Below are 25,665 nucleotides of genomic sequence, written 5' to 3' on the forward strand. Positions count from 1 at the left end.
ATACAGGTGTGTATTAGAATCCGCCACAGTTTCTGAAATTGTTGTCCGCGCGCCGCTACCGGCGCCGCATGGGGCAAGCGCCCGTCGCGCTTGCCGGCTTCGTTCCGCTCCATCTCCCCTGGGGGTTTCGTGAATCGCTCCGGTTCCCGCGCCGCGCTGCTGATCGGCGTCGCGCTCTTCGTCGCCGCCTGTCATCCGAAAGAATCCGCGCCGCCCGCGCCGCGCCCCGTCGTCGCGCTGCCCGCGCATGCCGATGGCGCCGCGGTCGCGCGCACGCTGCCCGGCGAAATCCAGCCGCGCTACGCGACGCCGCTGTCGTTCCGCATCGCCGGCAAGATCGTCGAGCGCAAGGTGCGGCTCGGCGATACGGTCAAGGTCGGCCAGGTCGTCGCGCTGCTCGATCCGTCCGACGTCGAGAAAAACGCCGCGAGCGCGCAGGCGCAGCTCGATGCCGCGACGCACACCCTCGCATTCGCGAAGCAGCAGCTCGACCGCGACCGCGCGCAGGCGCATGAAAACCTGATCGCGACCGCACAGCTCGAGCAGACCCAGAACAGCTACACGTCGGCGCTCGCGCAGCGCGACCAGGCGCAGCAGCAACTCGCGCTCGCGAAGAACCAGCTCCGCTACGCGACGCTCGTCGCCGATCATGCCGGCTACATCACCGCCGAACAGGCCGACACCGGCCAGAACGTGTCGGCCGGCCAGGCCGTCTACCAGCTCGCGTGGTCCGGCGACGTCGACGTCGTCAGCGACGTGCCCGAGGCCGCGCTCGCGTCGCTCGCGCCCGGCCATGCGGCGACCGTCACGCTGCCGTCGCTGCCGGGCCGCCAGTTCGCCGCGAAGGTGCGCGAAGTCGCGCCGGCCGCCGATCCGCAAAGCCGCACCTATCGCGTGAAGCTCACGCTCGCCGCGCCCGATCCGGCGATCCGCCTCGGCATGACCGCGAACGTCGCATTCGACGGCGCGCCGGCCGCCGGCGACGCGCAGCCGATCACGCTGCCCGCGACCGCACTGTTCCACGACGGCGCGCAGCCGGCCGTGTGGGTCGTGCGCACCAAGGACGACACGCTCGAATTGCGCCGCGTCGACGTCGCGCGCTTCAACGAGCGCACCGTCACCGTGTCGCACGGGCTGCAGCCGGGCGAGCGCGTCGTGCTGCAGGGCGTGCATACGGTCAGCGCGGGCGAGAAGGTGCGCCCGATCGCGCCGCTGCATCCGGAGGACTTCGCATCGTGAGCACCCCCCGCGAAGAAGGCCGGTTCAACCTGTCGGCGTGGGCGCTGCGCCACCAGGCGCTCGTCGTCTACCTGATCGCGCTCGCGACGCTCGCGGGCATCCTCGCGTACACGCGGCTCGCGCAGTCCGAAGACCCGCCGTTCACGTTCCGCGTGATGGTGATCCGCACGTTCTGGCCCGGCGCGACCGCGCGGCAGGTGCAGGAACAGGTGACCGACCGGATCGGCCGCAAGCTGCAGGAAACGCCGGCCATCGACTTCCTGCGCAGCTATTCGCGCCCCGGCGAATCGCTGATCTTCTTTACGATGAAGGATTCGGCGCCCGTGAAGGACGTGCCCGAGACCTGGTACCAGATCCGCAAGAAGGTCGGCGACATCGGCTATACGCTGCCGCCCGGCGTGCAGGGCCCGTTCTTCAACGACGAATTCGGCGACGTCTACACCAACATCTGGACGCTCGAAGGCGACGGCTTCTCGCCCGCGCAGCTGCACGACTACGCGGACCAGTTGCGCACCGTGCTGCTGCGCGTGCCGGGCGTCGGCAAGGTCGACTATTTCGGCGACCCCGACCAGCGCATCTTCATCGAGGTGAACAACGCGCAGCTCACGCGCCTCGGCATCTCGCCGCAGCAGCTCGGGCAGGCGATCAACGCGCAGAACGACATCTCGTCGGCCGGCGTGCTGACGACCGCCGACGATCGCGTGTTCGTGCGGCCGAGCGGCCAGTTCGACAACGTCAATGCGATCGCCGATACGCTGATCCGCATCAACGGCCGCACGTTCAGGCTCGGCGATCTCGCGACGGTCAAGCGCGGCTACGACGATCCGGTCGTCACGCAGATGCGGGCTGGCGGAAAAGCCGTGCTCGGCATCGGCGTGACGATGCAGCCGGGCGGCGACGTGATCCGGCTCGGCAAGGCGCTCGACGCCGAATCTAAGGACCTGCAGGCGCGGTTGCCGGCCGGCCTCAAGCTGGTCGAGGTATCGAGCATGCCGCATGCGGTCGCGCATTCGGTCGACGATTTCCTCGAGGCGGTCGCCGAAGCCATCGCGATCGTGCTGGTCGTGAGCCTCGTATCGCTCGGCCTGCGCACCGGGATGGTCGTCGTGATCTCGATTCCGGTCGTGCTCGCGGTCACGGCCCTGTTCATGTACCTGTTCGACATCGGGCTGCACAAGGTGTCGCTCGGCACGCTCGTGCTCGCGCTCGGGCTGCTCGTCGACGACGCGATCATCGCGGTCGAGATGATGGCCGTGAAGCTCGAACAGGGCTACACGCGCGCGCGCGCCGCCGCGTTCGCGTACACCAGCACCGCGTTCCCGATGCTGACGGGCACGCTCGTCACGGTGTCGGGCTTCCTGCCGATCGCGCTCGCGAAATCGAGCACCGGCGAATACACGCGCTCGATCTTCGAGGTGTCGGCGATCGCGCTGATCGCGTCGTGGTTCGCGGCCGTCGTGCTGATCCCGCTGCTCGGCTACCACATGCTGCCCGAGCGCAAGCGGCAGGCGCACGAAGCGCACCTGCCCGACGACCACGAGCACGACATCTACGACACGCGCTTCTACCGGCGGCTGCGCGGCTGGGTCGACTGGTGCATCGAGCGGCGCTTCGTCGTGCTGCTGATCACGGGCGCCCTGTTCGTCGTGTCGCTGATGGGCTTCTCGCTGGTGCCGCAGCAGTTCTTCCCGAGCTCCGACCGGCCCGAGCTGCTGGTCGACCTGCGGCTGCCCGAGGGCGCGTCGTTCGCGGCGACGCTGCGCGAAACCGAACGCCTCGAGAAGGCGATCGACAAGCGCCCCGAGATCGATCATTCGGTGAACTTCGTCGGCAGCGGCGCGCCGCGCTTCTACCTGCCGCTCGACCAGCAGCTGCAACTGCCGAACTTCGCGCAGTTCGTGATCACCGCGAAATCGGTCAAGGATCGCGAGAAGCTCGCGACCTGGCTCGAAACCACGCTGCGCGACAAGTTCCCGGCCGTGCGCTGGCGGCTGTCGCGGCTCGAGAACGGCCCGCCGGTCGGCTATCCGGTGCAGTTCCGCGTGAGCGGCGACAGCATCGCGACGGTCCGCTCGATCGCCGAGAAGGTCGCGGCGACGATGCGCGGCGATGCGCGCACGGTCAACGTGCAGTTCGACTGGGACGAGCCGGCCGAGCGCTCGGTGCGCTTCGAGATCGATCAGAAGAAGGCGCGCGAGCTGAACGTGACGTCGCAGGACGTGTCGAGCTTCCTCGCGATGACGCTGTCCGGCGCGACCGTCACGCAGTACCGCGAGCGCGACAAGCTGATCGCGGTCGACCTGCGCGCGCCGCAGGCCGACCGCGTCGATCCGGCGAAGCTCGCGGGCCTCGCGCTGCCGACGCCGAACGGCCCGGTGCCGCTCGGCTCGCTCGGCCGCTTCGAGCCGACGCTCGAATACGGCGTCGTGTGGGAACGCGACCGCCAGCCGACCATCACCGTGCAGTCGGACGTGCGCGCCGGCGCACAGGGCATCGACGTCACGCACGCGGTCGACGCGAAGCTGAACGCACTGCGCGCGCAGCTGCCGGTCGGCTATCAGATCAACATCGGCGGCTCGGTCGAGGAAAGCGCGAAGGCGCAGAACTCGATCAACGCGCAGATGCCGCTGATGGCGATCGCCGTGTTCACGCTGCTGATGATCCAGCTGCAGAGCTTCTCGCGCGTGCTGATGGTCGTGCTGACCGCGCCGCTCGGGCTGATCGGCGTGGTCGCCACGCTGCTGCTGTTCGGGCAGCCGTTCGGCTTCGTCGCGATGCTCGGCGTGATCGCGATGTTCGGGATCATCATGCGCAACTCGGTGATCCTGGTCGACCAGATCGAGCAGGACATCGCGGTCGGCCACGGCCGCGTCGACGCGATCATCGGCGCGACGGTGCGGCGCTTCCGCCCGATCACGCTGACGGCCGCGGCCGCCGTGCTCGCGCTGATCCCGCTGCTGCGCTCGAACTTCTTCGGGCCGATGGCGACCGCGCTGATGGGCGGCATCACGAGCGCGACCGTGCTGACGCTGTTCTACCTGCCCGCGCTGTACGCGACGTGGTTCCGCGTGAAGCGCGACGAACGCGACCCGCAGGACGGCCCGCCGCATGACGGCAGCACGCCGGCCGCGCCGTCGGGAGCCTGATCATGGATGTGTCGATGAACCTGAAAACCCAAGCCGTGCGCGCGCTCGCAGCCGCGAGCCTCGCCGGCCCCCTGGCCGGCTGCGCGTGGTTCGCGCCGAGCGGCGAGCCGCCCGCGATGCCGTCTCCCGCGCATTACGGCGCGGTGCCGCAAGTCCAGCAGACCGTGTCCGCGCAAGGCGTCGCGCAGCAGTTCGAAGTCGGCGCGCAACCGGTGCCCGACTGGTGGAAGCAGTACCGTTCCGATGCGCTGAACGCGCTCGTCGACGAAGGGCTGCGCAACAGCCCGACGCTCAGTGCGGCGTCGCATTCGCTGGATGCCGCGCGCGAGCAGTTGCGCGGGCAGATCGGCAGCTCGATGCTGCCGTCGATCGACGCGGTCGGCCAGGCCACGCGCCAGCGTGCGCTCGGCGTGCCGATTCCGGCGCTCGGCGCACCGACGCTGCTGTACGACACGTTCGTCGGGCAACTGCAGGCGAGCTACACGGTCGACCTGTTCGGCGCCTCCCGCTTCGCGAACCGCGCGCTCGCGAAACGCGTCGACGTCAGTGCGTTCCAGCTCGAATCGGCGCGGCGCGCGCTGGCCGCGAACATCGTCACCGCGTCGATCACGGTGTCGGTGCTCAACGCGCAGATCGATACGACCGAGCGGCTCGTCGCGCTCGCGAACGACCAGGCGCACGACGCCGAACGCCGCTACGCGCTCGGCTCGGCGTCGCGCAGCGACGCGCTGAACGCGCGGCAAAGCGCCGACACGTTCGCGGCAAGCCTGCCCGCGCTGCGCCAGCAGCGCGACTCGGCGCGCCATGCGCTCGCGGTGCTGGTCGGCCGCACGCCCGACCGGCCGCCGGCCGATCTCACGCTCGCCGATCTGCACCTGCCCGAGCAGGTGCCCGTCGTCGTGCCGTCGGACCTGCTGCAAAGCCGCCCGGACATCCAGGCGGCCGACGCGGGGCTGAAGGCGGCCGCTGCGGAAGTGGGCGTCGCGACCGCGCAGCTGTTCCCGCAACTGTCGCTGTCGGCGGCGATGGGCAAAGGCGGCTTCAGCTGGCCGGCCATGCTGTCGGGCGCCGGCGCGATCTGGAACGTCGGCGCGTCGCTGAGCCAGCCGATCTTCCACGGCGGCGCGCTGCTCGCGCAGCGCCGCGCGGCGAAGGCCGCCTACGAAGCCGCGGTCGACCAGTACAAGCAGGCCGTGCTCGGCGCGTTCCAGAACGTCGCCGATTCGCTCGCGGCGCTCGAACACGATGCGGAGGCACTCGACGCATCGTCCCGCGCCGCGTTGTCCGCACGCGGCGCATACGACGACGCGGCCGCCCGCGTGCGGCTCGGCGCGCTGCCGCCGTCGGCCGCGCGCGCCAGCGAGCTGCAGTACCGCAACGCACGGCTCGACGAGATCCGCGCGACCGGCGCGCGGTTCGCGGATACCGCGCGGCTCTATCAGGCGATGGGCACGCCGCCGGCCGACAAGGCCGATCAGTCCGGCAAAACCGGCAACGCGGCCGGCGACACCGCAACCGGCCAGGAAGCGCGCGCCGCCACGCCCGACACCGCGCCTTCGCCGCAATAAGCCGGCCCTTCGATCGGGCGCGCGGGCAACCCGACGCGCGCCCGATTTTCGATCTTCCGCTTGACCCTCACGTAGCGTAACGTTCGAGACTCCAGTGTGCGTACCGAACGGAGGAACGAATGCAGCTGAAAGTGGGAGAACTGGCGAAACGCAGCGGGCTGACCGTCCGCACGCTTCATCACTATCACGCGATCGGTCTGCTGACGCCTTCGGCACGTGCCGACAACGGCTACCGGCTGTACGACCGCCACGACATCGCCCGGCTCCACCAGATCCAGGCGCTGCGTCGCTTCGGACTGTCGCTCACCGAAATCGGCGACTACCTGAACCAGCCCGGCACCCCGCTCGTCGATCTCGTCGCGAAGCAGATCGCGCTGCTCGACCGCCAGCTCGCGCAAACCGCGCAGCTGCGCGAGCGGCTCGTGAGCCTGCACGCGCAGCTCGCCGCGGGCACGGAGCCGGAGCTGGCCGATTGGCTCACCACACTGGAGTTGATGACCGTGTACGACAAATATTTTTCCGAGGAAGAACTCGCGCGCATGCCGATGTACCGAAAGAGCCAGGCGGGCGACGCGGAATGGATCGCGCTCGTCGGCGAGGTCCGTGCGCTGCACGACGCGGGCGTGCCGCCCGAGGACGAGCGCGTGCGCGCGCTCGCCGGCCGCTGGATGGCACTGCTCGTGCGCGACACGAACAACGACCCGCGTCTGCTGGCGAAGCTGAACCTGATGCACGAGCGTGAACCGGCGATGCAGTCGAAGATCGGCATTTCGACCGCGTTGCGCGACTACGTGCTGCGCGCGACCGCCGAAACGAAGATGCGGATCTTCGAGAAATATCTCGCGCCGGACGAAATCCGCTTCATGCGGGCGCACTACGGCAAACGCGCGATGGAATGGCCGCAACTGATGGGCGACGTGCGCGACGCGATCGACGCGGGCGCGAAGCCCGATTCGCCGGAAGGCCGCGCGCTCGCGCAGCGCTGGCTCGACCTGTTCTGCAGCTATGCGGGCCACGATCCGGCCACGCACGCGAAATTCCGTCACGCGATGATGAACGAGCCGGCGCTGACGAAGGACGCGTGGGTCGACGATACGCTGCTCGGTTTCATCCGCGAGGCGATGGCGCAGTTGGTGCCGGCACGCTGATCAGCGACGTGGCCGTACGCAGGTCGCCTGCGCGCCGCCGCCAGGCCCGTGAGGCAGGCCGCCCGCGTCACCACTTGCAGCCGGTATCGCGAACCGCATCCAGTGCGAGCATCGGCAACGCAAGGAGGCCGGCGCCCGAGTACGCGCTCCGGCAGTCGACGCGGTGCGCGCGTGACATCCCCCCGGCCAACCTGGCGTCGAGGGTATCGCGACTCGGCGCCGCGTGACCGGACGATGCACCCAATGCGTCGATCGCCGCGTCGGCAGTGCTGCGCCCTGAAGCGCGCCGCGCGCCGATCGACGCCAGATCGCGCCCCCAGTCGACATCGGGCATCGACGCGTTAGCCGGCCGGTTGTCGCGTCCATCCGGCGCGACACCGGCAGGCGCGTCCGTTCGTGCATGCAGCGTCCCGAATGCATCCGGAAGCGAACGCGCCGGCATGCGCGCGTTCGCGGCGGCGCCGGAACGTTCCGTCGCTCGACCATTGCCGCCCACCTTCCCGTTCCGTCCGGTGCGTCCGGCCATGCCGGTTGCCGGCGGTTGGACCGGCCGCGCCGGAATCAACACGACGCTCAGCGCGGGCCGGGCCGGCGCCCCGACCTCGGGCCTCGTCGCACCGACCGTCGGCGACGCCCAGCGCAGCACGAACCATCCGAGCACGTGGATCGACGCCGCGATTGCGAATGCCACCGCGACGACGCCCAGCCGCCGCCGTCGCGCCGCCGCGTCGGCCGTACGCCACGGCGATGCGTCAGTCGGGCTCGCCGCCGCCGTCATCGCTGAACGCGAGCAGGTCGCCGGGTTGGCAATCGAGATAGCGGCAGATGGCTTCGAGCGTAGCGAAACGGATGCCCTTGACCTTCCCCTGCTTGAGCAACGACAGGTTCTGTTCGGTGATGCCGACCGCCGCCGCGAGATCCTTCGAGCGGACCTTGCGGGTCGCGAGCATCACGTCGAGCTTGACCACGATCGTCATGGCGGGCCTCAGACGAACTGCCGATGTTCGGCGTCGAGCTCGCTCGCCTGCCGGAGAATATGCGCGATCACCGCAATACAGGCTGCCGTAAACAGCGCGACAACGTAAGGCATGCTGAAGCCGATGCTGACCACGCGATGGCCGACCGGCTCGCGCATCGTCGCCCACACGCTCAGGAGCGGTTCGCACAACAGGCTCAGCAGCACCCACAGGCCGATCGCACGGCCCGTCTTGCCGAGATGGCCTGCCGCCTGCGCGGAGAAATAGTCACGGCGCGCGTAAGTCCGGAACAGCGCGCGCAGATGGCGCAGGCCGTTCGCGAGCGCGACGAGCGGCACGCTCGACAGCAGGATGCCGACCGCCTTTTGCCACCACGGGAAAGCAGCGACATCCACGTGCAGGTTCGACATTACCGAGTCCGTGAGGCCGAATACGAAACCGGGCCCGGAGTCGGCCGCGCTCAGCGACGGAAACGCCCAGCAAGCGGCGTTGAGCACCAGCATGGCGACGATGAACCACAACGTGACGGCAGCCATGCGCTGGCTGATGCGGGCAATACGATCGGAATGCATGCGACATCCTCTTCGATGGTGGTGAACACGCATCGATTGTACGTCGACACTTATCGTAAAACGATAATTATTTTTCGCATGACATGAATTTATGATTGCCGGGCATGTTCGTCATCGATACACCGGAACACCCGCTCACCCGCCGCGCGTGCCCAGCCCGAGCGCCTTCAACCGCCGGTACAGCGTGCGCTCGCTCATCCCCGTGCGCTCGGCCAGCGCCTTGCGTGTGCCGGTGAATTCGCCGGCGATCCGCACCAGTTCGGCATCCGTCAGCGCGCCCGCCGCGCCCGCGCCATCCTGCTGCGCCACCGATGCCGCCACGAGTTCGGCCGGCAGATGCTCGACGCGGATCGTCCCGTCGTCCGCGAACAGGCATGCGCGTTCGAGCACGTTGCGCAACTCGCGAATGTTGCCGGGCCACGCATACGCGTCGAGGCACGCACGCGCGCGCTCGGTCAGCACGAACGGCCGGGCCGCGAACGGCCGCGCGCCCGCGTCGCCCGCATTCGCGCGCGCGTTCGCGATCCGCCGCAGGATCGATTCGGCCAGCAGCGCGACGTCGCCCTGCCGTTCGCGCAGCGCCGGCAGCGGAATCGGGAACGCGTTGATCCGGTAGTAGAGGTCCTGCCGGAACCGGCCGTCGTCGATCATCTCGCGCAGCGGCTTGTGCGTGGCCGCAACGAGCCGGAAATCGGCGCGCAGCGCCTCGACGCCGCCGACGCGCCGGAACGTGCCCGACTCGATCAGCCGCAGCAGCTTCACCTGCATCGGCAGCGGCACGTCGCCGATCTCGTCGAGAAACAGCGTGCCGCCCTGCGCGGTCTCGACGAGGCCCGGCTTGCGCTGGTTCGCGCCCGTGAACGCGCCCTTCTCATAGCCGAACAGTTCGCTCTCGAACAGCGTCTCGGCGATCCCCGAGCAATCGACGACGACGAACGGCCCCATCGCGCGATCGCTCGCCTCGTGCAGCGCGCGGGCGAACAGCTCCTTGCCGGTACCCGACTCGCCGAGCAGCAGCACCGGCAACATCGACGGCGCGACGCGCTGCAGTGCGCCGAGCGCCGCGTTGAACGCGTCGGCGCCGCCGACGAGCCCTTCCGCGCTCGGCTGCGCGGACGCGCTGCGCACCGTCGTCAGCCGCTCGACATACGCGATCACGTTGCCGTCCGCATCGAAGATCGGCCGCAGCTCGACGTCGACGTGCTCGGGGCCGCGCGGCGTGTGGTGGATGTGCAGCACGCGGTTCAGCCCGCGCGATTCGAGCGCCTGCTTCATCGGGCAATGCTCGCCGGCCTGGTCGCACGGCACGTCGTAGTGATGCGAGACCTGGAAGCAGTGGCGGCCCACGTGCTCGACGCCCGCCACGCCGAACTGGCGCCGGTACGCATCGTTCGCCGCGAGGATGCGGTAGTCGGGATCGACGACGATCATCGGCTGCGGGTCCTGCTCGAGATAGGCGACGAGCGCGCGGACGTCGGGCGTGACATCGCGGCGCGGCGCGGGAACGATCGGGATGGTGTCGTGCGGATTCATGCGGACGCTCGGTGACGGTTCTGCCGGACGGACTGCCAGGCTGACTGCCAATTCTGCCACGACACTGCCAGATATGGCAGTCCACATGGTCGACCGGCTAGCGCCAACGCCCGCGCAGCGCCTCGGCCGTGCCGAAAACCCGAACCAAATCAAGTCTCTGGCCTATCGGCCGGCACCGCTGTGCCGCTTGGCATGCTTCTTGAGTCAGAGATCCCGATTGCAAATGCAGAACCCGATCGAGGACACCCCGTGAGCAACGCCCCCACGCTGTCGGTCGAAGGCTTTTTCGACCCGGCGACCCACACCGTCAGCTATCTCCTGCTCGATACGGCGAGCCGCGCGTGCGCGCTGATCGACAGCGTGCTCGACTACGACCCGAAATCCGGCCGCACGCGTACCGCCAGCGCCGACCGGCTGATCGCCCGCGTCGCCGAACTCGGCGCGACCGTGCACTGGCTGCTGGAGACGCACGTGCATGCCGACCACCTGTCGGCCGCGCCGTACCTGAAGGCACGGGTCGGCGGCCGGATCGCGATCGGTTCGCACGTGCGCCGCGTGCAGCACGTCTTCGGCACGCTGTTCAATGCAGGCCCCGGCTTCGCGGAAGACGGCCGCCAGTTCGACCGGCTCGTCGACGACGGCGACACGCTCGCGCTCGGCACGCTGACGATCCGCGCGCTGCACACGCCGGGCCACACGCCCGCGTGCATGACCTACTGCGTCGACGACGCGACGCAGCGCGCGGCGTTCGTCGGCGACACGCTGTTCATGCCCGACTACGGCACGGCCCGCTGCGACTTCCCCGGCGGCGACGCGCGCACGCTGTACCGCTCGATCTCCCGCGTGCTCGCGCTGCCGCCCGACACGCGCCTGTACCTGTGCCACGACTACCAGCCGGGCGGCCGCGACGTGCAGTTCGTGACGACCGTCGCCGAGCAGCGCCGCGCGAACGTGCACGTGAAGGACGGCGTGACCGAGGACGATTTCGTCGCGATGCGCACCGCGCGCGATGCGACGCTCGACATGCCGGTGCTGATGCTGCCGTCCGTGCAGGTCAACATGCGCGCCGGCCACCTGCCGGAGCCCGAAAACAATGGCGTGCGCTACCTGAAGATCCCGCTCGACGCGATCTGAGCGCCGCCGCCCCCAACCGAGAACCCCGACATGACCACCATCCGCAAGCTGACCGACGCGCTGTCGGTCTCGCCGCAGATCGCGGCGGCCGACCTGCCCGCGCTGCACGCGGCGGGCATCCGCGCGATCGTCTGCAACCGGCCCGACGGCGAAGGCCCCGACCAGCCGACCGTCACCGAAATCCGCGCGGCCGCCGCGCCGCTCGGCATCGACGTGCATTACCTGCCGGTCGATACGGGCAAGGTGACCGACGACCAGGCCGCGCAGTTCGGCGCGCTCGTCGCGTCGCTCGACGGCCCGGTGCTCGCATACTGCCGCAGCGGCATGCGCTCGGCCACGCTGTGGGCGCTGTCGCAAGCGGGCCTGCGCCCGCTGGACGACATCGTCGCGACGGCCGATGCGGCCGGTTACGACCTGCGCGCGCTCGCGTCGCGCGTCATGCAAGGCGGCCGCCAGGCGGCGCCGACTGTCGACGCGCGGCACGACATCGTGATCGTCGGCGCGGGCGCGGCCGGCATCGCGGTCGCATCGAGCCTGCTCGCGCGCGACGCGTCGCTCGACATCGCAGTGATCGATCCGGCCGACGTCCACTACTACCAGCCGGGCTGGACGATGGTCGGCGCGGGCGTGTTCCAGCCCGAGACCACCGCGCGCCAGATGACCGACTTGCTGCCGCGCGGCGTGCACCGGATCCAGGCTGCCGTCGCCGGCTTCGAGCCCGACACGCACACGGTCGTGCTCGACGGCTGCCGGCGCATCGGCTACCGCAAGCTCGTCGTGTGCCCGGGGCTCAAGCTCGACTGGCACGCGATCGAAGGCCTCGCCGACACGCTCGGCCGCAACGGCGTCACGTCGAACTACCGCTACGATCTCGCGCCGTACACGTGGGAGCTCGTCCGTACGTTCCGCGGCGGCAACGCACTCTTCACGCAGCCGCCGATGCCGATCAAGTGCGCGGGCGCGCCGCAGAAGGCGATGTACCTGTCGTGCGACCACTGGCGGCGCGCGGGGCGCCTCGAGGTCGCGAACGTCGAGTTCCTGAATGCGGGCTGCGCGCTGTTCGGCGTGGCCGACTACGTGCCCGCGCTGATGGAGTACGTGAAAAGCTATGACATCGCGCTGTCGTTCGGCCATAACCTCGTCGCGATCGACGGGCCCGCGCGCCGCGCGACGTTCGCGCGTGCGCTTCCGGACGGCGGCAAGGAAACCGTCGTGCGTTCGTTCGACATGATCCACGTCGTGCCGCCGCAGAAGGCGCCCGACTTCGTGCGTTCGAGCCCGCTCGCCGACGCGGCCGGCTGGATCGACGTCGATCCGGCGACGCTGCGGCACAAGCACTTTCCGGACATCTACGCGCTCGGCGACGCCACCAACACGACCAATGCGAAGACGGCCGCGGCCGCCCGCAAGCAGGCGCCCGTCGTCGCGCACAACCTGCTCGCATCGCTCGGCCGCGCGCACGGCGACGCCGCGTACGACGGCTACGGCTCGTGCCCGCTCACCGTCGAGCGCGGCAAGATCGTGCTCGCCGAATTCCTGTACGGCGGCAAGGTCGCGCCGACCTTCCCCGCATGGCTGATCGACGGCAAGCGCCCGTCGCGGCTCGCATGGCTGCTCAAGGAACGCGTGCTGCCGCCGCTCTACTGGAAGGCGATGCTCAAGGGCCGCGAATGGCTCGCGAAGCCCGCGATCGCACGTTGACCGGAGCCCGATGACGTCATGCTGATTTCCCTCGTACTCGGCGGCTTCGTCGGCGCCGTGCTCGGCCTGACCGGCGCCGGCGGCGGCATTCTCGCGGTGCCCGCGCTCGTCGTCGGCATGAGCTGGCCGATGCAGCAGGCCACGCCCGTCGCGCTCGTCGCGGTGGCCGGCAGTGCCGCGCTCGGCGCGCTCGAAGGCTTCCGCCGCGGGCTCGTGCGCTATCGCGCCGCGCTGCTGATGGCCGTGGCCGGCGTGCCGCTGACCACGCTCGGCGTGCGGCTCGCGCACGTGCTGCCGCAGCGCCTGCTGCTCGCGCTGTTCGCGCTGACGATGCTGATCGTCGCCGGCCGCCTGCTGCGGCAGGCGCTGCGACACGCACCCGTCGACGCGGACGCGTCGCCGCTGTGCGTCGGCCGCGTGAATCCCGATACGGGCCGTCTCGTGTGGTCCTGGCCGGTCGGCTTCGCGCTCGCGTCGACCGGCGCGATGACGGGCCTGATGACGGGGCTGCTCGGCGTCGGCGGCGGCTTCGTGATCGTGCCGATGCTGCGCAAGTTCACGAACGTGTCGATGCACGGCATCGTCGCGACGTCGCTGATGGTGATCGCGCTGGTCGGCGCCGGCGGCGTGTTCGCGACGCTCGTGTCGGGCACGCGCGCGCCGCTCGACGTGACGCTGTGGTTCACCGTCGCGACCGCGCTCGGCATGGCCGCCGGCCGCGGTGCATCGCGGCACCTTGCCGCGCGACACGTGCAGGCCGGCTTCGCGGCCGTGCTCGTGTGCGTTGCGCTCGGAATGCTGGCGAAGGCGGTGTTCGGCGCGTGAACGATGGAGACGGACGCCGGGTTACCGGCGCCCCCTCTCACTCATATCAGAAGTCCGTCTCGCGCAGATACCAAAAGGTCCGTCGGATTTTCAACGGCCAAATCAACAAATCAACCCTGGAATTTTCAGCCGGAAATCGAATTTCGGCGAAAGAAAAGTGGGGCGGGCGGTTTCAGCTTCCGTGGCGCTTTTGCCACGATACCCCCCGGAGAGTCCTCCGCCACCTCCAACTGTGTCTGTCTCTACGAGAAGCGAGTGGGATGTCGGTCAGCCCCGTCTCCACCCCGAATCGTCCTTTAGCCACATCCATCGCCCCGGAGCATGAGGGGAATACCATTGTTCGCGAAAGTGAATGGTTCGCACCTCGGGAAACTTTCTACCAGCGTGAACAAGCAACGCGTCGGTCGGCCCGTTATCCGACCATCCTTCCCAAATACCGGTTTCTGGACAAATCATCCCGGTGCACAGGTTCATTTCGCCGTACTTCTGCCGCTTCACCTGCTGTTGTTCAAGGCGACGCTGCTCGCGTTCCTCGGGTGTCAAAATCTTGTAGTCACGACTTATCGTGATTTCGCCCAGCATCTGTGGAAACGAGCCATCCAGGGGATTTGCATAAAATAGTTCTACGTCGACGGGAAATTTACTACCGGGGATATCTTTTGCTCGGTAGCGAAACGTCTGAGCATTAGGGGAATCAGGTGTGCGCCCCATCATTTCATTCCCATAATTTTTTTCACCTTGATGATCCACCCAATAATCCTCCAATTGAAGAAGAGATTTGATTTCCGTATCGGGCAGGCCAGCGATCATTGGGTCAAGGAGAATTCTTACTCCTGCCGGGACGATCATCACCTTCGAACGGTCAGCACTATAATCTTCGGGATCATCGCCAGTGGAAAATTCAATTCTCGCTTTAGGTAACACAGGATTGGCATAACGGTAAAGTCTTCCTTCGGCGGGGGGATGCGGTTTTGCCGCGTACACCCGCCCGAAGACTGTGCCTTCAGGATCAAATGGTTTGTCGTCGCGCAGGATCGCCATTGCCGTTTTCAGGATGCTGCGGACCATCGCACGCTGTTCGTCAGCTTGGCTCGTCATGTCAACTCCTTGCGTCAACGGCTTTGAGGGCAGCGGCATAGTCTGCTGTGCATGTGCCGGGGTTGAACACGAGAGCGCGATCAGGACGGTCCCAATAGGCCTGCACCACCTCTGCACACGCATACGCATCTTCTTCATGCAATTGACTCCGGTAGCCTTCCTCGAAACGCACCATCTTTGCTGCCGTCTCAGGCGGCACGCTCAACAATTTGCACACTTCGGCTTGCGCAATTGGAACATCGGGCTTCACATAGGCTCCACCCGCTTGGTCCTGCATGTACGAGATCATCCAGTAGTAGTGAAACATCAGCATCCGATGCAGCCCTGTAGTAACGAGGTTGTCATTGGGGATGTTGATTTTTTTGGCTGCATCACAGGCACCTTTTTTCGTATATGCCTTATACACACCGAACATCTGCGTAAATATTTCATAATCCGCGGAATGTTGTTGGAGCAGCGCCATCATCCAAAATGCCTGCTGGCAGTGTCGTGCCTCATGGTAAAGCATGTCAGCGAATGATTTCATTCGACCATCCAACGCCGCCGCATCATCCGCAGTCGCAATAATTTTTTCGACCTCTTTCTCCTGAATGGCAATGGCCCAGTTTTTCTGAACAAATGATGCACTAACATCCGGGCGCATGTTGTAACGAACTTGCCCTTGTTGCGCGCTGACAATGTCAATGATCGGCATCGCTCCGTTTGATTGCATCGCGTCATTAACAGTGCCTTCGGGTAGGCCAAATGGCCCAGAGGCTAGCGCCACTCTCAATATTTCACCAATCGTATCGATAATCCTGTCTTTCAAGTCGTTCGATATTTCACCGCCTACCATTTTGGACCGACTCCACGGAATGCCCTTGAGCGCATCCTTGATCGCCGACGTATAGGCCTTCGTCACCGGATACACGACATCGTTGCGCGGCCGATTCTCTGTCACATCGCTCTGTTTGGCCCCGTCGATGAAGTGATGGAAGCGCAGCCCGAAGTTGAGCGGATCGCATGTCGCAAACGTTGGCGGTTGATTCTCGGACGTCGCCCCCTGTTCCGGCGTGCTCGCCGTCTTGCCCCTGATTTTCGCGGTCCGCTTGTCGGCGTTCGGCGCGGTAGCGGTGTAGGGCGTCGTGTTGTCGCGCACGATCGCCGCATGATTGACCGCAATCACCTTGTCCGGATCGCTTGCGGCCAGTAACTCGACGGCCCCGAACGCAACGTCATGGTCGGTAATCAGCGACGTTTCACCATGCTCGTTACTTACCCCCTCGATCACGCGCCCATTGTCGAGCGTGATGCGGTATGGCTGCTGCGGTAGCGCGAAGCCGCTGTCGTGTTCCATCAACACAAAGTGTGCAGCGAACAGCCCCGGATTGTCCGGCGTGACCGGCAGGCGCATCGGCCGAATCTGAGGAGCATCGGTCTGGTGGCTGCCCGCATAGACCGTATGTTCGCCGGCCGTGCGAACCACGTAGCCCTGTTCACCGATACGCACCTCAGTACTGCCGGCGTGCAGCACGATTTCCTTCGCCGCGTGCAGATGAATGCTGTCGGTGGTACTTGTGATGGTGACCGAATGTTTGGCCGTCACGTCGATGCCATCGGTCTGCGCTTCGATACGCACCTTGCCAGCGGCGGCAATCAGCTTTATTCCCGCCTTGTGCACGAACAGCGAGAACGCATTCGCCACGCTCGCGAACAGCGACCGGCCGACCGCCAGGCCAACATGCCGACCGCTCGTCACCGCGACATCCTCGTTGCTCGCGATATGAACGTTGCGCTCGGCCGCTAAACTGATTCCCGCCGATCCTGCCAGCACCATGTCGGCTTCCGTCAGTTCCGGGAAGTCATCCGGATCGCCCGATGGATTCCCTTTGATCGCGTCGTTACGGGCCTTGATCGCTCGCGCCACGTCGCTCTGGTCTGCATCATGCTGCTGCGTCTCATGCCGTTGTGCCAGCGCGGACAGACTATCTTGCAGTTCTCGCGCCCGCGTCAGCCGGCCGATTGCCTCACGCGCGTCCTTCGCGTGGCCTGGGCCGCCCGTCTGGCCGTCTGTCGTGACGAACAGGCCCCTCAACGCTCGCACGACACCCCAATAATCCGTGCGCAGGTCGAAACCCGTGCCGCGCGCATCCGCCCGCCCCTTCTTCTTCACGATGCGCCGGATATTCCCGAGACTGAGTTGAGAGGCGCCCGCATCGCTCGCAATCTGCGTCTGGATTTGCCCCTGCGTATCGTCGATCGCCAGATGGCCGGATGCGGTGCCGTGGAATTCCCGGCCGCGGATCACCGATACCGCCTGGTTGTCCGGCACGTGCAGTGCCGGTTGTCGGAACGCGTTCACGGCACTGCCGACAATCACCGGCAAATCCGGATCGCCGTGGTAGTGCGACACAGCCACTTCATGACCGATGCGCGGAATGAATGTCGCACCCATGTCCATGCCCTGCCACGGCGACAACACGCGCAGCCAGATTCCGGAATGCTCGTCGTGCTTGCCTTCACGATCCCACTCGAACTGCACCTTCACGCGGCCGTATTGGTCCGTCCAGACCTCTTGTCCGGCCGGCCCCACGACGACGGCTTTTTCCGGACCGCTCAACAATGGTTTGTCGACACTGCGCTTGAGCCGGAACAGCTCGTTTGCCGGCAGCAGTTCGAACTGCGTATCGACGCGGTACGTTTGCGCGCTGCCTGCACGATTGCCGATTTCCTCGATGTCGAGCGCACATGACACGACGACATATTCGCGGTTCGCGGCCTGCTGCGGGTAGCCTGTCAGGGTGAACGTGCGCCCGACCGTCAGCCCGCGCAGGTTGCCCGCGCCATGGGCGCGCAGCCCCGCACAGCGCTGTGCCTCGAGTTGCACGCGCGCAAAATGGCGTGCTTCCCGATCCGCATCGTTCGGCTGGCCTGCAAGACCTTGTGCACCCGCCAGCGGTTGGCTGTAGTCGCCCCAGGCGTAAATCTCACCGTCCGCGCTGGCAGTTCCGCGCGGATTCTCTTCGGTGGCAGCCAGCTTCGCGCGCGGACGCGTGTAGTCGTAGTCCGTCACGGTGACACAGCCGGCCGTGAGCCGACTCGTCACCGACAGCGCATGAATGTGTTCTTCGTCAATGCGCTTGCTGTCGGGTGGCAGGTAGCGCAGCGTCTCGTAGGCCGCACCGTGCGGCTGGTGGCCACCCATCGTGTCGCACAAGACCAGGCGATGATGGCCGCCGTCGTGTTCGAACCACCACCAAATGCCCCATTCCTCCCACAGTCGCTGCAGAAACGCCCAGTCCGATTCGAACGCCTGACGCTGCATGTCGCGCTTTGGATAGATTCCTCGAAATATGCCCGCGAGACGCTTTTCAACCGTGTACGGATATTTCGACAGCACGGCGTCGGTGATTTCGACGACGGTCATCTCCTGAAAGAGTCGGCTGTCCTGCGTCAGCGTCGTTCGATAGAGCCATGGGCGCAATTCCAACTCGTACAGAATCGAATCGCGGTCCTGCCCGACAATCCGTGCCGCCACGACCAGCCCCGTGATCTCGCGCGTTCCTGCGCCGATATTGCCGAGTCCGGCACTGCCTGCAAGGCCCGGTATGAATTGCCCTTTGCCTTCGAACCGGATCGAAACGGTGACCTCGGTACCGACCACTTTATCCAGATCGAGATTGGACGTGATGCTCGGGGAGAATGCATAGGCATCGTCGGTGCGCAGCGTAACGAGATAACGGCATTCGTCGATGCGGCCAATCGTTTCGGTGCCCTGCAACCGCACCGGAACGAATATCGGGAGCGCATTCATTCCATAGGTCGGCAAGGCTGCGCCGGAGATCGACAGGGTGCGTGCTTGGGGCAGAGTCGACATGGTTGCTGGTCCTCTCTGCTCAAGCACCGACGATCGTGGCGCCGCAGCCGGTCTTGTCGCCGCGATACGCGACCAGACGACCATGATGTGTGCGCGGGCCGCTCGCCAGCAGCGGAAAGATGCCGCCGCATTTCGGGCATGTCACGCCGTGGCCGTCCAATGCGACGCCGATGCCGAGATGCTTGAGATCATCGGCGGCTTCGGTAACGACACCACCATGATCGGTGGCGTCTCCGAGGCGAACCATTTCGCGGCCTTGTGCGTTTTTCATCGATGCCCCGTGCGAGGAATGAAACCGTCCTTTTACCTCGCGCCGAAGCACCGCGCAATTATTGAGATGACTATTTCCATCTCTCGATAAATGCAATCAACATATCCAGTAATAAATTCAGCTTTATACGAATTAATTAAAGAAATTAGGATTTTTCGTATTCGCATGAATACCCGATCCACTCTCGAATCGTGATCGTGCCGATGCTGCGCAAGTTCACGAACGTGTCGATGCACGGCATCGTCGCGACGTCGCTGATGGTGATCGCGCTGGTCGGCGCCGGCGGCGTGTTCGCGACGCTCGTATCGGGCACGCGCGCGCCGCTCGACGTGACGCTGTGGTTCACCGTCGCGACCGCGCTCGGCATGGCCGCCGGCCGCGGTGCATCGCGGCACCTTGCCGCGCGACACGTGCAGGCCGGCTTCGCGGCCGTGCTCGTGTGCGTCGCGCTCGGAATGCTGGCGAAGGCGGTGTTCGGCGCATAAGCCGGCTCAGCATCCGGGTGCGGAACCGATCCCGCGCCCGGCTCGCGACGCGCCCCATCCGTCGCGAATTTGTCAGGACCGCATGCTAGACTCGCCGCCGCGCGCCCGTCCGTCGCGCGTCGAAAACGAATAACTATTCAGGAGTCCGGCCATGCTCGTCCCGTCCGTCAGCCGCGCGGCAATCGCTGCGCTGATGCTCGCTCCGCTCACTGCGCTCGCCGCGCCCGCCTACACGGCGACATTGACGCTCGCCAGCCTGTCGCCGTCCGTCGGCGGCACCGACAAGGCGACGCTGAAACTCGCCAACACCGGCACCGAACCGGCTGCCGCCGGCCTCTCCATCGGCATGCCCGCCGGTTTCACCGCGAACGGTTTCACGAGCGCGTGCGGCGGTACGCTGGCCAGCGACGGCACCGCGCAGCTCGCGCTGACCGGCGCGACGGTGCCGGCAGGCGGCGCATGCACGTTCACCTTCACGCTCGGCGTACCGCCCGTCGCGTCCCTGCCGCCACCGGGCGCGCGCGGTTTCAGCATCGCGGCCAGCACGGCGCCTGGCCTCGCGACACTGTCGGCCAGCACCGCACCGACGCTCAACGGCTTCCTCGGCGCGACGCCGGGGCTTTACAGCAACACGTGGTTTCCGTCGACGGTGCGCAGCGTCGCGATCCTCGACCTGTTCATCACGCCGCGGACCGACCCGGGCCCGAACTCCAACGTGTTCTGGTCGAACCAGGTCAACTCGCTGCACGGCTACACGGGTTTGCAGTCGACCGAACTGGTGTCTGCCAGCGAAGGCACGGGCAAGCAATTCCTGTTCAGCCTGTGGGACGCCACCGCCGCGAAACCCGGCACACCCGCGAGCGCCGGCATCGGCGCCGGCAGCTTCTGCACGGTCAGCGGCTCGGCAACGGACGGCAGCGCCGGCGCACAGTGCCGCTACCGCTACGAGTGGCAGGCCGGCCACACGTACCGCTTCCGCATCACGCCGGACACGAGCCAGGGGCCCGGCTGGTTCAAGAGCAACGTGACCGACGTGACGGGCGGTGCGACCGGCGACAGCTTCGACATCGGCAGCATCTACGTCGGCACGACGCAAACGCAGGTTCCAGTCTCGTCGATCAGCCAGTGGGTCGAGTACTTCGACTGGAATTCGAGTCGCACGAGCTGCGCGTCGGTTGCATATACGAACGCGCAATTCAGCGTGGCTGCTTACGATGGGCTCGGCAATCCGGTGACGGTGCCTGTCCCGTCGGTCACGGTCAACAAGACGTGTCCCACCGCCTACGCCAATGCATCCGAATCGAACGGCGTCGCGACGCTGATCGGCGGCCCGCAGCAGTCGGCCGCAGGCCTCGTCAAGGCGAATGGCGCTTGCCTGACCGCATCGGGCGGCCTGCGCGACGGCAATGCCGCGGTGCTCGGCGCCTGCCCGACGCTCGCGTCGGTGCGCGCCTCCGGCGGCACGCACTTCAATCCGCAATTGTGGGTCGCCGCGGGCGACGGCACGCTGCAGACCAAGTACAGCTACTGCCTCACCGCGCAGGCACCGAGCGCGGGCAACGGCACGCTGCTGCGCACCTGCGTCGCCGGCGAGGCCGATCAGCAATGGCTCGTCAAGGCCGGCACGGCGCCCGGTTCGGCACAGCTCGTGTCGCAGCCGACGGGCCGCTGCCTCGCGCCCGCCGCCGGCGGCACGCTGAGCCTCCAACCGTGCTCGGCCGCCACTGCGGTCTGGACGACGCCCGGCAAGAGCTTCGCGTACTGACCGGCGACGACCTGCGCTGAGCGGCACGCAGGCCGCCCAAACAAAACGCCCGGCCCGACTCGTCGTCGGCACCGGGCGTTTTTCGTTGCGGAAGCAACCTGCGCGTCAGGTCGCGAACCCCGCCATCCGCTTGTGCTCTTGCCGCAGCATCACGAAGTTCGCGATCACGACGCCGGCCGTCACCGCGACGATGAACAGCGTCGCGAGCGCGTTCATCTCCGGATTCAGCCCGAGGCGCACGCGCGAGAACACGACGAGCGGCAGCGTCGTCGAGCCGGGGCCCGACAGAAACGCCGACAGCACGAGGTCGTCGATCGACAGCGTGAACGACAGCAGCCAGCCCGCGATCAGCGCCTGCGAGATCAGCGGCAGCGTGATCGTGAAGAACACCTTCAACGGCGTCGCGCCGAGATCGAGCGCGGCTTCTTCCAGCGACGGATTCAGCTCGCGCACACGCGACTGCACGATGATCGCGACATACGAGATGCACAGCATCACGTGGCCGAGCCAGATCGTGAAGATGCCGCGCTCGGCCGGCCAGCCGATCCACTTCGCGAGCTCGATGAACAGCAGCAGCAGCGAGATCCCCTGGATCACCTCGGGAATCACGAGCGGCGCGTTGATCATCCCGCTGAACAGCGCGAAGCCGCGAAAGCGCCCCATCCGCGCGAGCACGAAGCCGGCCCACGTGCCGATGAACACCGACGCGAACGCGGTCAGCACGCCGATCTTCAGCGACAGCCACGCGGCCGTCAGCAGTTCGTCGTCCTCGACGAGCGCCGAGTACCAGCGGAACGAAAAGCCCGACCATACGGTGACGAGCTTCGACTCGTTGAACGAATAGACGATCAGGCTGATGATCGGGATGTACAGGAACGCGAAGCCGGCAAACAGCGCCGCGAACTGCAGGTAACGATTCGGCTTCATCGGCGGCCCCCCTGCTCCTTCGCCTGGAAGTGCTGGAACATCGCCATCGGCACGAGCAGCAGCAGCACCATCGCGCAGGTCACCGCCGACGCCATCGGCCAGTCTGCGTTGTTGAAGAACTCATTCCACATCACGCGACCGATCATCAGCGTGTTCGCGCCGCCGAGCAGTTCCGGAATCACGTACTCGCCGACCGCCGGGATGAACACCAGCAGGCAGCCCGCGATGATCCCGTTCTTCGACAGCGGCAGCGTGATCTGCACGAACGCCTTCCACGGTTTTGCGCCGAGATCGTATGCGGCTTCGAGCAGGCGCAGGTCCATCTTCACGAGGTGCGCGTAGAGCGGCATCACGAGGAACGGCAGGTACGAATACACCATCCCGATGTACACCGCGTAGTTCGTGCGGTACAGCTCGATCGGCGTATGGGTCAGGCCGATCCACATCAGGAAGTTGTTCAGCAGCCCGTTGTTCTTCAGGATGCCGATCCATGCATACACGCGGATCAGGAACGACGTCCAGAACGGCAGCATCACGCCCATCATCAGCAGGTTGCGGGTCGCCGGGTTCGAGCGCGCGATGTAGTACGCCATCGGATAGCCGATCAGCAGACACAGCAGCGTCGTGACCGCGGCCACCCACACCGAGTTCACGTAGGTCGCGAAATACAGGCTGTCGGTGAACAGGAACGCGTAGTGCGACAGGTTCAGCGCGACGTGCACGACGCCGTCCGCGTACGACGCGAGCTCGGTGTACGGTGGGATGCCGAGCTGCAGCTCCGCGAAGCTGATCTTGACGACCAGCACGAACGGCACGAGGAAGAACAGCACGAGCCACGTGAACGGCCCGGCGACGACCGCCGAGGCGCCCGTCAGGTTGAAGCGCCGCACCGGCCACTCGAGCAGGGACTTGAACGCGCTCATGACGTCAGCACCACGCCTGCGGTCGCGCTCCAGCGCACGTAGATCTCGTCGCCGAGCGACGGCGTGTCGAGCTCCGAAATCGCGAGGCTCGACACGTTCGCGATCACCGTCTTGCCCGCGTCGAGCTTCACGTGATACAGCGAATAACCGCCCATGTACGCGACGTTGCTGATCCTGCCGCGCGCCCAGTTGAACGCGCCTTCGGGCGGCTTGCGCGTGAGCGCGATCCGCTCGGGGCGCACCGATACCGTGACCGGCATCCCGAGCGGGCCCGAGATCCCGTGGCTCACGTACAGCCGGCTCGGCAGCTCCGGCGATTCGATGTACACGTGGTCGGGTTCGTCCTCGACGGTCACGCCGTCGAACAGGTTCGTCGAGCCGATGAACTCGGCCGAGAAGCGGCTGTTCGGATATTCGTAGACCTCGTTCGGCGAGCCGATCTGTACGATCTGCCCTTCGCTCATCACCGCGAGGCGGTTCGCCATCGTCATCGCTTCTTCCTGGTCGTGCGTGACCATGATGCAGGTGACGCCGACCTTGTTCAGGATGTTGACGAGCTCGATCTGCGTGCGCTGGCGGATCTGCTTGTCGAGCGCGGACATCGGCTCGTCGAGCAGCAGCAGCTTCGGGCGCTTGACCAGCGAACGCGCGAGCGCGACGCGCTGCTGCTGGCCGCCGGAGAGCTGATGCGGCTTGCGCTTCGCGTACTTGCTCATCTGCACGAGTTCGAGCGCCGCATGCACGCGCTCCTTCAGCTCGGCCTTCGGCACGCCTTCCTGCTTCAGGCCGAACGCGACGTTCGACTCGACCGACATGTGCGGGAACAGCGCATACGACTGGAACATCATGTTCACGGGCCGCTTGTACGGCGGCATCTGCGCGAGGTCCTCGCCGTCGATCAGGATCTTGCCCGACGTGACCGTCTCGAGGCCCGCGAGCATCCGCAGCAACGTCGACTTGCCGCAGCCCGAGCTGCCGAGCAGCGCGAACAGCTCGCCCTGTCGCACGGTCAGGTTGACGCTGCGCACGGCTTCGGTGTCGCCGAATTTCTTCACGACGTCGACGATCTGGACAAAGTTCTCGGCGCGCGCATTGGCGCCGGAGGAGGAAACGGAGGACGGTGCGCCCGCGACCGGCGCACCCGACTGGCTATTCATGATGTGCTGCTTCTCTCCTGCGTTTAACGAACAAAGCCCCCGGGGGCACCAGGGGCTTCATGACTGCTGGGGAACGCCGGCTCGCGTCAGCGGCCCGACTTCAGCTCGGTCCACAGACGCGTCTGCAGGCGCTGGATTTCAGGCGGCAGCGGCTTGAGCAGGAACAGCGTCTTCACGACGTCGGCCGGCGGGTAGACGGCCGGATCGTTCGCGACGTCGGGCCGCACGTACTTGCGTGCCTCGGCATTGGCGCTCGGGTAGTACACCGCGTTCGTGATCGCCGCGTGCACCTTCGGATCCTCGATGTAGTTGATCCACTGCAGCGCGGCATCCTTGTTCTTCGCGTCCTTCGGGATCGCCATCACGTCGAACCACACCGGCGCGCCGCCCTTCGGAATGTAGTACTCGACCTTGTACGGCTTCTTCGCCTCGATCGCGCGATGCTTCGCGATCACGACGTCGCCCGACCAGCCGAACGCGAAGCAGATGTCGCCGCCGACCAGATCGTTGATGTAGCCCGACGAGTTGAATTGCGTGATGTACGGGCGGATCTTCTTCAGCACTTCCATCGCGGCCTTGTAGTCGGCCGGGTTCGTGCTCATCGGATCCTTGCCGATGTAGTGCAGCGTCGCCGCGAACATCTGGTCGGGCGCGTCGAGCACCGACACGCCGCAGGTCTTCAGCTTCGAGATGTTTTCCGGCTTGAACAGGATGTCCCAGTTGTCGAGCGGCACCTTGCCGAGCGCCTGCTGCGCCTTGGTCAGGTTGTACGCGAGACCGGTCGTGCCGTACGCCCAGGGCACCGAGTACTTGTTGCCCGGATCCGCGCCCGCGACGAGCGCCATCAGTTGCGGATCGAGGTACTTGAGGTTCGGCAGCTTCGACTTGTCGAGCGGCGCGAAGATGCCGGCGGCGATCTGCTTGCCCGCGTAGTTGCTGGTCGGCACGACGATGTCGTAGCCCGAGCTGCCCGTCAGCAGCTTCGCCTGCAGCGTGTCGTCGCTGTCGTAGTTGTCGTAGCGGACCTTGACGCCCGCCTGCTTCTCGAAGTTCGGGATCGTGTCCTTCGCAATGTAGTCCGACCAGTTATAGACATTGAGCTGCGTATCCTTCGCCGCTGCCGCCGATGCACCCACGCACAGCGCGAGCGCTGCGAACCGGCCAACTACTTTTGCTTTCATCCCGTTCTCCCTCCGGCCGAACCGTTTGTCCGGCTGCCGTCTGCCTCGTCACGGCGGCGCATTCTGGTGCTCCGCCCCTCGAAAACCCCGAAAACTACCACCATTCGCGCTCCGTCACAAAAAAATCATGCCGGTGTCGCGCAAACGGAACAGATTACC

Annotated in this window: 19 protein-coding genes and 1 pseudogene; 9 read left to right on the forward strand and 11 right to left on the reverse strand. The window is 66.4% G+C overall.

Going from position 1 to position 25,665, the window contains the following annotated elements; all coding sequences use genetic code 11:
- Positions 1-129 precede the first annotated feature (129 nt).
- The 4 genes from ACM6JT_RS26775 to ACM6JT_RS26790 all read left to right on the forward strand — a co-directional run bounded on the left by ACM6JT_RS26775 (position 130) and on the right by ACM6JT_RS26790 (position 7,101).
- Positions 130-1,239, forward strand: a complete 1,110-nt coding sequence (locus ACM6JT_RS26775; RefSeq protein ID WP_414857623.1) for an efflux RND transporter periplasmic adaptor subunit — start codon at positions 130-132, stop codon at positions 1,237-1,239.
- Positions 1,236-4,385 (forward strand): efflux RND transporter permease subunit, encoded by a 3,150-nt coding sequence (locus tag ACM6JT_RS26780; RefSeq protein ID WP_175749467.1) that lies wholly within the window; start codon positions 1,236-1,238, stop codon positions 4,383-4,385. The genes ACM6JT_RS26775 and ACM6JT_RS26780 overlap by 4 nt, the downstream gene beginning before the upstream one ends.
- 2 nt (positions 4,386-4,387) lie before the next feature.
- Positions 4,388-5,953 (forward strand): efflux transporter outer membrane subunit, encoded by a 1,566-nt coding sequence (locus ACM6JT_RS26785; protein WP_414857624.1) that lies wholly within the window; start codon positions 4,388-4,390, stop codon positions 5,951-5,953.
- Positions 5,954-6,072: 119 nt separating this feature from the next.
- Positions 6,073-7,101, forward strand: a complete 1,029-nt coding sequence (locus ACM6JT_RS26790) for a MerR family transcriptional regulator (protein ID WP_105392583.1) — start codon at positions 6,073-6,075, stop codon at positions 7,099-7,101.
- Positions 7,102-7,168: 67 nt separating this feature from the next.
- On the opposite strand, the gene ACM6JT_RS26795 is transcribed toward ACM6JT_RS26790, so the two are convergent.
- From ACM6JT_RS26795 to ACM6JT_RS26810, 4 genes are all read right to left on the reverse strand, one after another.
- Positions 7,169-7,792 (reverse strand): hypothetical protein, encoded by a 624-nt coding sequence (locus tag ACM6JT_RS26795; RefSeq protein ID WP_414857625.1) that lies wholly within the window; start codon positions 7,790-7,792, stop codon positions 7,169-7,171.
- 61 nt (positions 7,793-7,853) lie between these two features.
- Entirely contained in the window at positions 7,854-8,078 is a 225-nt protein-coding gene (locus tag ACM6JT_RS26800; RefSeq protein WP_006488139.1) for a helix-turn-helix domain-containing protein, read from the reverse strand.
- A gap of 8 nt (positions 8,079-8,086) precedes the next feature.
- Positions 8,087-8,650: a DUF2975 domain-containing protein gene (locus tag ACM6JT_RS26805; RefSeq protein ID WP_034181353.1), complete on the reverse strand. Its 564-nt coding sequence runs from the start codon at positions 8,648-8,650 to the stop codon at positions 8,087-8,089.
- A gap of 135 nt (positions 8,651-8,785) precedes the next feature.
- Complete coding sequence (locus ACM6JT_RS26810; RefSeq protein ID WP_414857626.1) at positions 8,786-10,183, reverse strand: sigma-54 interaction domain-containing protein; 1,398 nt, start codon at positions 10,181-10,183, stop codon at positions 8,786-8,788.
- A gap of 249 nt (positions 10,184-10,432) precedes the next feature.
- Here ACM6JT_RS26810 and ACM6JT_RS26815 point away from each other — a divergent pair, with 249 nt between their 5' ends.
- From ACM6JT_RS26815 to ACM6JT_RS26825, 3 genes are read left to right on the forward strand one after another with little or no spacing between them, the layout of a single operon-like run.
- The gene (locus ACM6JT_RS26815) at positions 10,433-11,317 is read left to right on the forward strand and encodes an MBL fold metallo-hydrolase (RefSeq protein ID WP_034181350.1); all 885 of its coding nucleotides are present in this window, start codon (positions 10,433-10,435) and stop codon (positions 11,315-11,317) included.
- Between the two features lie 30 nt (positions 11,318-11,347).
- Positions 11,348-13,018, forward strand: a complete 1,671-nt coding sequence (locus tag ACM6JT_RS26820) for a TIGR01244 family sulfur transferase (RefSeq protein WP_414857627.1) — start codon at positions 11,348-11,350, stop codon at positions 13,016-13,018.
- 18 nt (positions 13,019-13,036) lie between these two features.
- Positions 13,037-13,843 carry a sulfite exporter TauE/SafE family protein gene (locus ACM6JT_RS26825; protein WP_034181348.1) on the forward strand — a complete coding sequence of 269 codons (807 nt, stop codon included), beginning with the start codon at positions 13,037-13,039 and terminating at the stop codon, positions 13,841-13,843.
- A 267-nt stretch (positions 13,844-14,110) separates the two neighbouring features.
- Here ACM6JT_RS26825 and ACM6JT_RS26830 read toward each other — a convergent pair whose 3' ends face one another.
- From ACM6JT_RS26830 to ACM6JT_RS26840, 3 genes are read right to left on the reverse strand one after another with little or no spacing between them, the layout of a single operon-like run.
- The gene (locus tag ACM6JT_RS26830) at positions 14,111-14,941 is read right to left on the reverse strand and encodes a hypothetical protein (RefSeq protein WP_414857628.1); all 831 of its coding nucleotides are present in this window, start codon (positions 14,939-14,941) and stop codon (positions 14,111-14,113) included.
- Position 14,942: 1 nt separating this feature from the next.
- Positions 14,943-18,797 (reverse strand): type VI secretion system Vgr family protein, encoded by a 3,855-nt coding sequence (locus tag ACM6JT_RS26835; RefSeq protein WP_414857629.1) that lies wholly within the window; start codon positions 18,795-18,797, stop codon positions 14,943-14,945.
- Between the two features lie 19 nt (positions 18,798-18,816).
- Entirely contained in the window at positions 18,817-19,068 is a 252-nt protein-coding gene (locus ACM6JT_RS26840; protein ID WP_034181072.1) for a PAAR domain-containing protein, read from the reverse strand.
- Between the two features lie 191 nt (positions 19,069-19,259).
- On the opposite strand from ACM6JT_RS26840, the pseudogene ACM6JT_RS26845 reads away from it, so the two are divergent.
- Positions 19,260-19,553, forward strand: a pseudogene (locus ACM6JT_RS26845) (TSUP family transporter); the annotation flags it as partial.
- Positions 19,554-19,704: 151 nt separating this feature from the next.
- The gene (locus ACM6JT_RS26850; RefSeq protein ID WP_414857630.1) at positions 19,705-21,318 is read left to right on the forward strand and encodes a DUF3472 domain-containing protein; all 1,614 of its coding nucleotides are present in this window, start codon (positions 19,705-19,707) and stop codon (positions 21,316-21,318) included.
- A 105-nt stretch (positions 21,319-21,423) separates the two neighbouring features.
- Here ACM6JT_RS26850 and ACM6JT_RS26855 read toward each other — a convergent pair whose 3' ends face one another.
- From ACM6JT_RS26855 to ACM6JT_RS26870, 4 genes are all read right to left on the reverse strand, one after another.
- Positions 21,424-22,245 carry an ABC transporter permease subunit gene (locus ACM6JT_RS26855; RefSeq protein WP_414857631.1) on the reverse strand — a complete coding sequence of 274 codons (822 nt, stop codon included), beginning with the start codon at positions 22,243-22,245 and terminating at the stop codon, positions 21,424-21,426.
- Entirely contained in the window at positions 22,242-23,168 is a 927-nt protein-coding gene (locus tag ACM6JT_RS26860) for an ABC transporter permease subunit (protein WP_034181345.1), read from the reverse strand. Before ACM6JT_RS26860 ends, ACM6JT_RS26855 begins: the two co-directional genes overlap by 4 nt.
- Complete coding sequence (locus ACM6JT_RS26865; protein ID WP_034181344.1) at positions 23,165-24,325, reverse strand: ABC transporter ATP-binding protein; 1,161 nt, start codon at positions 24,323-24,325, stop codon at positions 23,165-23,167. The genes ACM6JT_RS26860 and ACM6JT_RS26865 overlap by 4 nt, the downstream gene beginning before the upstream one ends.
- Before the next feature lie 86 nt (positions 24,326-24,411).
- Positions 24,412-25,506: a polyamine ABC transporter substrate-binding protein gene (locus ACM6JT_RS26870; RefSeq protein ID WP_047900781.1), complete on the reverse strand. Its 1,095-nt coding sequence runs from the start codon at positions 25,504-25,506 to the stop codon at positions 24,412-24,414.
- Positions 25,507-25,665 lie beyond the last annotated feature (159 nt).

The organism is Burkholderia sp. IT-111MI5 (assembly GCF_949752865.1).
GTDB lineage: Bacteria > Pseudomonadota > Gammaproteobacteria > Burkholderiales > Burkholderiaceae > Burkholderia > Burkholderia pyrrocinia_C.